The sequence below is a fragment of the Kitasatospora sp. NPDC005856 genome, assembly GCF_040629945.1.
In the GTDB taxonomy this organism is placed as follows: domain Bacteria; phylum Actinomycetota; class Actinomycetes; order Streptomycetales; family Streptomycetaceae; genus Kitasatospora.
The window spans coordinates 25,900-33,527 of the sequence record NZ_JBEXWT010000097.1 but is presented as its reverse complement, the minus strand read 5'-3'; the positions used below and the strand labels follow the sequence as shown (position 1 = coordinate 33,527).

The 7,628-nt window shown below is 73.6% G+C and carries 7 protein-coding genes and 1 tRNA gene; 4 read left to right on the top strand and 4 right to left on the bottom strand.

The window, feature by feature from the left end:
- Positions 1-563: 563 nt before the first annotated feature.
- Entirely contained in the window at positions 564-1,553 is a 990-nt protein-coding gene (locus tag ABZ449_RS35735) for a hypothetical protein (protein WP_360354444.1), read from the bottom strand.
- Positions 1,554-1,789: 236 nt separating this feature from the next.
- On the opposite strand from ABZ449_RS35735, the gene ABZ449_RS35730 reads away from it, so the two are divergent.
- Positions 1,790-2,383, top strand: coding sequence for a transglutaminase family protein (locus ABZ449_RS35730; protein ID WP_360354441.1), 594 nt, complete (start codon positions 1,790-1,792; stop codon positions 2,381-2,383).
- 89 nt (positions 2,384-2,472) lie between these two features.
- Positions 2,473-3,189, top strand: a complete 717-nt coding sequence (locus tag ABZ449_RS35725) for a DUF4241 domain-containing protein (RefSeq protein WP_360354438.1) — start codon at positions 2,473-2,475, stop codon at positions 3,187-3,189.
- Positions 3,190-3,287: 98 nt separating this feature from the next.
- Here ABZ449_RS35725 and ABZ449_RS35720 read toward each other — a convergent pair whose 3' ends face one another.
- Positions 3,288-3,500, bottom strand: a complete 213-nt coding sequence (locus ABZ449_RS35720) for a hypothetical protein (RefSeq protein WP_360354436.1) — start codon at positions 3,498-3,500, stop codon at positions 3,288-3,290.
- A gap of 248 nt (positions 3,501-3,748) precedes the next feature.
- On the opposite strand from ABZ449_RS35720, the gene ABZ449_RS35715 reads away from it, so the two are divergent.
- On the top strand, positions 3,749-5,227 hold the full coding sequence (locus tag ABZ449_RS35715) for a cytosine permease (protein ID WP_360354433.1): 1,479 nt from the start codon (positions 3,749-3,751) through the stop codon (positions 5,225-5,227).
- Between the two features lie 248 nt (positions 5,228-5,475).
- Here the strand turns inward: ABZ449_RS35715 and ABZ449_RS35710 are convergent.
- Positions 5,476-5,546: transfer RNA gene (locus ABZ449_RS35710), tRNA-Cys, on the bottom strand.
- 193 nt (positions 5,547-5,739) lie between these two features.
- Here ABZ449_RS35710 and ABZ449_RS35705 point away from each other — a divergent pair.
- The gene (locus tag ABZ449_RS35705; RefSeq protein WP_360354431.1) at positions 5,740-6,564 is read left to right on the top strand and encodes a hypothetical protein; all 825 of its coding nucleotides are present in this window, start codon (positions 5,740-5,742) and stop codon (positions 6,562-6,564) included.
- A gap of 7 nt (positions 6,565-6,571) precedes the next feature.
- On the opposite strand, the gene ABZ449_RS35700 is transcribed toward ABZ449_RS35705, so the two are convergent.
- Positions 6,572-7,243 (bottom strand): polysaccharide deacetylase family protein, encoded by a 672-nt coding sequence (locus ABZ449_RS35700; protein WP_360354428.1) that lies wholly within the window; start codon positions 7,241-7,243, stop codon positions 6,572-6,574.
- Between the last annotated feature and the right edge of the window lie 385 nt (positions 7,244-7,628).

The following is a 7,628-nucleotide window of genomic DNA, read 5'->3' as shown; positions in this document are numbered from 1 at the left end:
CGAATGCCAAGTTGCCAGACCGGAACTGCCCCCGCCAAGACCCTCCCGCTACGATCCGCGGTCGTAGCGGGCGGCCCGGCTCCGATTCGAAGGACGCACGGCCTGCGGCGCCCCCACCCCTTGCGGCCTGCGCGAACGCCGACCACCCCCACCGTCGAACGGTGCAGAACGGACACTGCTAGGTGTCGTCGTGCACCGCATCCGCGTGTGAGCGCACTCACCGCCCCCGCCCCGGCGACATCACCGACCGGCCCACCACCACCACACCCGGTCAACACCGACCGCCCGCCGATGAGACCGCCACCACACCCCGACCGACCCGGGAACGACACCCCCACCCTCCCGCCCTGCCCGTGGGTCGGCCGATGATGCGAGGCTGCCGGGACCATCCCGGCCAGGTGCCCCGCGGCACCACGGCATCGGGCCGTGGCGCGGCCACTAGCCCGGGCGGCCGTCCGGGTGCGCGGCACGGCCCGGTGCTGCCGGCGCGGCGGGAAGCACCGGCCACCGTGGTGGTGGGCCCGTGCTTCCCGCCGCCGGGCAGGCGCGGTGACCCGGGACGGTCAGGGGCGGGCGCTGCGCCCGGCCGGCCCCGCGGGCGGGGTCGGACCGGCCTCACCTGGCGCGAGGGCTGCGGCACGGGCGCGCTCCAGCCAGTCCACGACCCGGTACAGCGAGACGAGGTCGAGGGCTGCGGTGACTTCACGGACGGCCTGGTGGTCGTCGTCGGTGAGGCGGTGGAGGCCGGCGCGCTCCAGAGCGGTGTAGAGGGTCTCGGTGGTGGGGCAGCCCGGGCAATGGTGGGTACCGGTGGCCCGGTGGGTACCGGTGGCCCGGTGGGTGCCGGCGGCCTCGCGGGCGCGGGCGGCGATCTGCCGACGGTGACGCTCACGGAGCAGGGCCCGCTGGAGTTCGGGGTCGTCGTCCGGGTCGTAGAGCGGGCCGGAGGTGGCGGCGAGGTGGTCGTGGAGGCGCTGCCATTCGTCGCGGGCGGTGGCGGCCCGGCGGGCGGCCTCCCGGTCCCCGGGGTCGGTGTCCCGGTAGGCGGTGCGCAGGCTCTCCCCGGCGGCGGCGAGGCTCCGGCCGACGGCGCGCAGGCCCGTCCCCGCGGCCCGGCGGCGGACCCGGTGCCGGACGTCGCCGAGCAGCCCGTGCTCCTGGTCGTCCGAATCCCCCTGCTCGGCGTCGTCAGGGCCGACGGGATGCCGGTCGAGGACGGCGTGCAGGGTCGCCCCGGCCTGCCAGGCGTCGGCGTGCACCACCGGCTCGCCGCCGCCGGTGACCACGACGCGGCCGCCCAGCAGGGCCACCCAGCCGTCCAGGCCGTCGACGTCCCTCTCCACCCAGCCGCGGGCGAGGCCGGCGTCCTGGTGCAGGGTGCGGATGCCGTCGTGGCCGGTCCAGCGCAGCCAGAGCGATCCGTGCACCGGCGGGGAGTCGAGGATCGCCGAGCCGAGGTCGCGGTCGGCGGGCGCGGGGCGGCTGGGGGACGCGGCCAGCCCGAGGCGGGGTGTGGCGGCGAGGTCGAGTACGGGGCGGGCGGGGTCGGTCATCGCGGGTGCCTTCCAGGGCTGGGACGCGGATCGGGCGGCCGGAGCGTGGGCGGGGACGAGCGGTGCCCGCGGCGGCGAGGTGCGCCGCGGCTGCCGGTACCGTGCCCTTCGACCGGCCGCCCGGGCAAGGGCCGAGGCCCTGTCCCCCGCCGCCTGGCCCTGCCCCCTGTCCTCTCCCCTGTCCGGGGAGTGGAATTCCGCCCGCGCCGGACGGTGCGCGCGGCACCGTGGGCGGCATGATCCTGCGACCGGAGACCGACGACCTCGCCGCCTATCTCGCGGCGGACGAGGTGATCGACCATCAGCACCCTGGGCTGCGGCGACTGGCCGCCGAGCTGGCCACGCCGGAGGCCGCGTTCCACCACGTCCGCGACCGGGTGGCGCACTCCGCGGACGCCGGCACGTACAGCGGGGCGTTCCGCGCCTCCGAGGTGCTGGCCGCGCGCAACGCGATCTGCCACGGCAAGTCCCACCTGCTGGCCGCACTGCTGCGGGCGCAGGGCGTACCGACCGGCCTGTGCTACCAGCGGCTGGAGGACGGCGAGGGCGGATTCGTGCTGCATGCCCTCAACGCCGTTCACCTGCACGGGCGTTGGTCGCGCCTGGACGCCCGGGGTAACCGGGAGGGGGTGGACGCGCGGTACGACCTGGAGCGGGAACGGCTGGCCTGGCCGGTCCGGCCGGAGCTGGGCGAGCGCGACTACCCCGGGGTCTTCGCCGTACCGCCGGCCCCGCTGGTGCGGGCGCTCGCCCGGGCGGTGCCGGGCCGGGCCGGCTACGACCACCTGCCGGCCGGACTTCCGGGTGAGGCGTCGACCGGCCCCGAGTGAGGCGGGCCGGGGCACCGGGGCTGTCCGTGGGGGTGCGTATCGTCCGGGGCGGCAGGTGCCACGGACGTGAGAAGGAAGAGGGGGCGGGCATGGACGAGCTCGGGCCGCAGACACGCGAGTACCTCGACGGGCTGTTCACCCCGGGTGTGCGGATCGGCGGCAATCCGTACACCCCGTACAGCTGGATCGAGATCGCCGAGGTGCGGGAGGTCACCACGATCCGGCTGCCGAGCGGCCGGCTGGTCGTGGACTCGCCCTGGATCACCGGGGCGCCGCGCGAACTCGCGGTCCGCGTCCCGCCCGGCGAGTACCGGGTGGACGTCTCCTGGGCCGACTGCCCCCACCTCTTCGACGGCTGCTACACAGAACGCCGGGAGTGCGCCGCGACGATTCTGCGCGTGCGCGACGAGCCGGTGGTCACGTGGGAGCTCGCCCTCGGCGTGGGCGAGGACCCGGCCCTGCGCGCCTCCGGCGCGGGGTACGAGGCGGAGGACGCCATGGGCTGCTTCGCCGACGCCACCGCCTGGCGGACGCTGACCGAACCCTTCCGCCGCCACCTGGCGGAATCGGCCGCCGGATTCGGCGGCCCGCCGATCGGGCGGGAGCGCGAGGAGGACGCCGACCTGGTCCGCAAGCGGCTCTGCGAGGGCTGGTTCGACCTGGTACGGGACGAGGAGCACCGGGCCGACCTGCTGACCTTCGGCGTCCCGGAAGGCTGGGGCCAGGTCTGGGAAGGCCGCGCCCGCGACGGCAGGACAGCGGCGATCCTCGCCCCCGGCCCGGTGCCCACCGGCCCCTGGGACTGAACCGGCCGGGCGGGCGGGCGACGCGCAGTGGCCGACACCACGGAAGTCACCGGCTCCGCTACACGCGGTGATCGGATCGCATGCGCCGCCGGGCCGGGTCAGTAGTACTCGGGGGGCTGGCAGCCGGGGCAGACGTCGATCTGCACGCCGGGGGCGGAGCGGGGGAAGAACCAGCCCGCGAGGGCGGCCCGTTGGTGGATCAGCGGGCCGTCGGTCTCGGCCCTGCCGTCGTGGAAGACGGTGCCGCACCCCCGGTCGCAGGTCAGGGTGCCGATCGGGCGGGTACCGGGGCCCGTGAACGTGACAGCCATCTCGGCTCCTCTCTCTCCTGGCCGCCAGTCTGCCGCCCCGGGCGGACGGCGGGCAGGCCGGGGCACGGGCCGGGCGGGGCGGGCAGGGGCTGGGCCGGGGTGGACGGGGCGGCCTACTGGTCGGGCCGATCCTGGACCGAAGCGGACAAAGTAGGATGGCTGAACTCCCGCGCTACGCGCGAAGAGTTCCATAAATGTTCCATTTGTCTGTTTTCTTCTCCCCGCTTCACACGCACGGAGCCACCCACATGGACAACCTGTCCACCGTCGACGACGACGGCGCGATAGAGACCCGCGGTATCGAACCCGTCCCGGACCACGAGCGCCGGGGCAGAGTCCGCGAGCTCTTCCCCACCTGGGTCGCGGCGAACATCAGCGTGCTGCTCCTCACCATGGGTGCGGCCCTGGTGGTGTTCAACCAGTTGAACTTCTGGCAGGTCCTGATCGTCGCCGTGTGCGCCGCGGTCGCCTCCTTCGGCATGGTCGGCGTGGTGTCGGTCTCCGGGAAGTGGGGCGGAGCCCCGGGTGCCACGCTCTCCCGGGCCACCTTCGGCGTGCGCGGCAACCTCTTCCCCGGCGCGATCCTCTGGGTCGCCCGGTTCGGCTGGGAGACGATCAACGCCGTCACCGGCGCCTACGCCGTGCTGACCGTCCTCGACCTGCTCTTCGGCGTCAAGAGCAACACCGTGCTGATCGTCATCACGCTCTTCGCCTTCGTCGCCTGCACCTTCCTGGTCTCCGGGATGGGCCGCAAGGCGCTGAACGTCTGCAACACCTGGTCGACGTACCTCTTCGGCGTCTTCAGCATCCTGGTGCTGGGCTACCTGGTCGCGACCATCCACTGGAGCGAGGTCTTCGCCAAGCCCGCGGGCACCACCGCGATGATGATCGCCGGCATCGGCACCATCGCCGCCGGCGGCATCAGCTGGGTCCCCACCGGCCCGGACTTCACCCGCTACCTGCCGCACTCCGCCTCCGGCCGGAAGATCGCCGGCGTGACGGTCTCCGGCGCCGCCCTGGTGATGGTGCCGATGGTGCTGATGGGCGCCGTGATGGCGGTGGCCTCGCCCGGCCTGGCGCAGGCCGCGGACCCGGTCTCCTTCCTCGGCGACCTGCTGCCGACCTGGCTGGCCGTGCCGTACCTGCTGACCGCCATCGTGGGCATGCTGCTGATCAACAGCCTCTCCATGTACTCGGCCGGCTTCACCGCGCAGACCATGGGCGTGAAGCTGCCGCGCGCCATGGCCGTCAGCATCAACGCCGTGATCTCGCTGGTCGCCGGCCTGATGCTGATGCTGGTCGCCAAGAGCTTCCTGGGCTCCTTCATCACCTTCCTGATCCTGCTCGCCGTCTCCTTCTCGGCGTGGATCGGCGTCTACGCGGTGGACATGTACCGCCGCCGCTCGCGTGCGGTGCGCTACGACGCCGCCGCGCTGATGGACACCGGCAGGAACAGCCGGTACTGGTACTCGGGCGGCTACTGCTGGCAGGCGATGGTGTCCTGGGTGCTCGCGCTGCTGGCCGGGCTCGCCTTCACCAAGTGCGACTGGTTCTCCGGCCCGCTGTCCGACACTCCCATCGGCAAGTACGGGCTCTCCTGGGCGGCGACCATCGTGATCTCCGCCGTGCTCATGGCCGTGCTCCCCACGCCCCGGGAGAACACCCCCGCCACCGCCGAGCAGCCCGCCGACCTCCCGGCGGAGCGGACCGAACCGGTCACCGTCTGACCGCACGGCGCGCAACCCCCGTACGCCCCGGACCGCCCGGGCACCGACTCAGCCGAGCCGGTGCCCGGGCGGTCCGGTTTTCCCGCATCGGGCAGTCCGGTTTTCCGCGTCGGTCGGCCCGGGTCGCAGCCGCTCGCGCGGGCCGCCGGAGCGCCGAGGGCTGATGCCTGGTCACCCGGGGCCGGTGGGCGCGGAGCGGGCCGCGGCGAGTACCGCCTGCGCGCCTCCACGCCGAAGGGGAAGAGAAAAGGTGGAGATAGGAATCGAACCCATCTGAACGGCCCTGCAAGCCGTCGCCTCGCCACTCGGCCACTCCACCTCGACAACGGGGGAAACATTACACGCATATGAACCCGGATTCTCCGGAAGTGATGGGTTTTCACTCAAGAAGACTCATAATGCGTCTAGTGTTATTTCTCCCGACATGGCGTCGAAAGGGTCCGGCGGCCAGCACGGAAAAGCCGGGCTGCGCTAGCCTGTGCCGATATCTCCGACCCGATGGGATTTCATTGATGGCCGTCGAGGAATCACGGTTCACCGGTACCACGGAGCTGCGCTGCGAAACCGCCGCCAATCGGTGCCAGTACAAGAGCCTGCCCCTGCGCGACCTCCCCCCGCTCGGCGTGGTGCGCCGCGCGCGGATCGCCCGCGAGGTCCTGCGGGAGCGTCGCGCCGACATTCCGGCACCCGGCCGGCCCTCCCGCTTCACCGAGGGCGACTGGGTCCGGGTGAAGGACGAGGCCGCGGTGCGCGCCACACTGGACGCCAAGGACCGCCACCGCGGCCTGTGGTTCACCCGCAGCCAGTGGTCGTTCTGCGGCGGCGTCTACCAGGTGGAACGCGTCGTGCGCCGCATGATCGACGACCACTACCGCGTGCGGCGCCTGTCGGGCACCGTCGCCCTGGCCGGTGCCACCTGCCACGGCGCCGACGGGGCCCAGGGCTGCGGGATGGACTGCGCACTGCTGTTCCGCGACGAGTGGCTGGAGCCCGCCCCCGCACCGCCGTCCGCCGCCCGGCCCGTCACCCTGTGGGCGACGGTGCGCAGCCTGGAGGAGATCCAGGCGACCCTCGGCCCCGACGGGCGCCTGCACGGCGTCCCCTTCCAGCCGGGGATGGAGCGCCACGCCGGCACCCGTCACGGTGCCACCGAGCTGCTTCACCGCTCCCTCGCCTGGTGGCAGCACCCCACCGGGGGGCCCTGGTTCATCCTCGACGGCCTGCGCTGCGGCGGCGAACCGCTGGCCACCGGCTGCGACCGCCGGTGCGCCCTGCTGTGGCACGAGTCCTGGCTGCGTCTGGAGCCGGCCCGGGAGTCCGCCGCCGTCAGCCGCTGAGCGGCGGTCAGCGCAGCCAGCGGTCGCGTACCAGCTTCGCGGTCAGGTGCAGCGGTCCGTCCCGGTCGCCGACGTAACATCGGGGAAGCGCGTGCAACCCGCTGTGGGCGCCGGGGCTGACCGCGCACGCGTACGCGTAGCCGGCGTGTTCCACCGCGTCCACCGCGGCGTCGTCGAGCGAGCCGTAGGGGTAGCAGAACCCGTCGACCGCCTGGCCCGTGAGGTCCTCCAGGACGTGGCGGCTGTCGGTGACCTGGGCGGCCAGGTCGCGCGCGCCCAGGCCCGCCAGCCGCCGGTGCGTCAGTCCGTGCGAGCCGATCTCCACCCCGGTGGCGGCGGCCTCACGGACCTGGTGTGCCGTCATCAGCGGCTTGCGCGGGCCCTGGCTGTCCCAGTCGTTGTATCCGCCGAGCCGGTCGGCCACGACGTAGACGGTCGCGGTGAAGCCGTGCTCCGCCAGTGCGGGCATGGCCTCCTCCACGAAGTCGCGGTAGCCGTCGTCGAAGCTGAGCCCCACCAGGCCGGCGGCGGTGCCGTTCCGGTGGGCGCGCATCAGGGCGCCCACCGACACCCCGCGCAGCCCGCGGGCGGACAGCCAGCGCAGCTGGCGGCGGAACCGTGCGGGATCGACGGTGATCAGGTAGGGGTCGTCGACCGCCGACGCCACCGAGTGGTACATCAGCGTCCACGGGAAGCTTCCCGCGGCTGCGCGGGATTCCCTTTCCGGACTCCTACGGGTTCGAGTGATTTGCATGTTCCGCTCCAGCCGTCCGGTGGCGCCGCCTGTGCGGGCGGGCCCGAGGAAACTGCATTCTGGCAGCGTCGGACCCGGCTTCCATTCGCGCCGGGCGACGCCACGTCATTTCACCCGGATGCCGGAGCGGGCGGATTCCGGCCGCGGGTGGGTGGAAAAGGCGCGCTCGGGGCTGGTTTCGGAGCGGATATTCGGGAGGGTGCGGGGAGGGCGGGCCGCCCACGGCCCGACCGTCGGCCGGCGGCCGGGCCCGGCGTCCTCGATGCCGGTCCCGCCGGCGTCGACGCCGCCATCGGCCACTCCGCCGGGG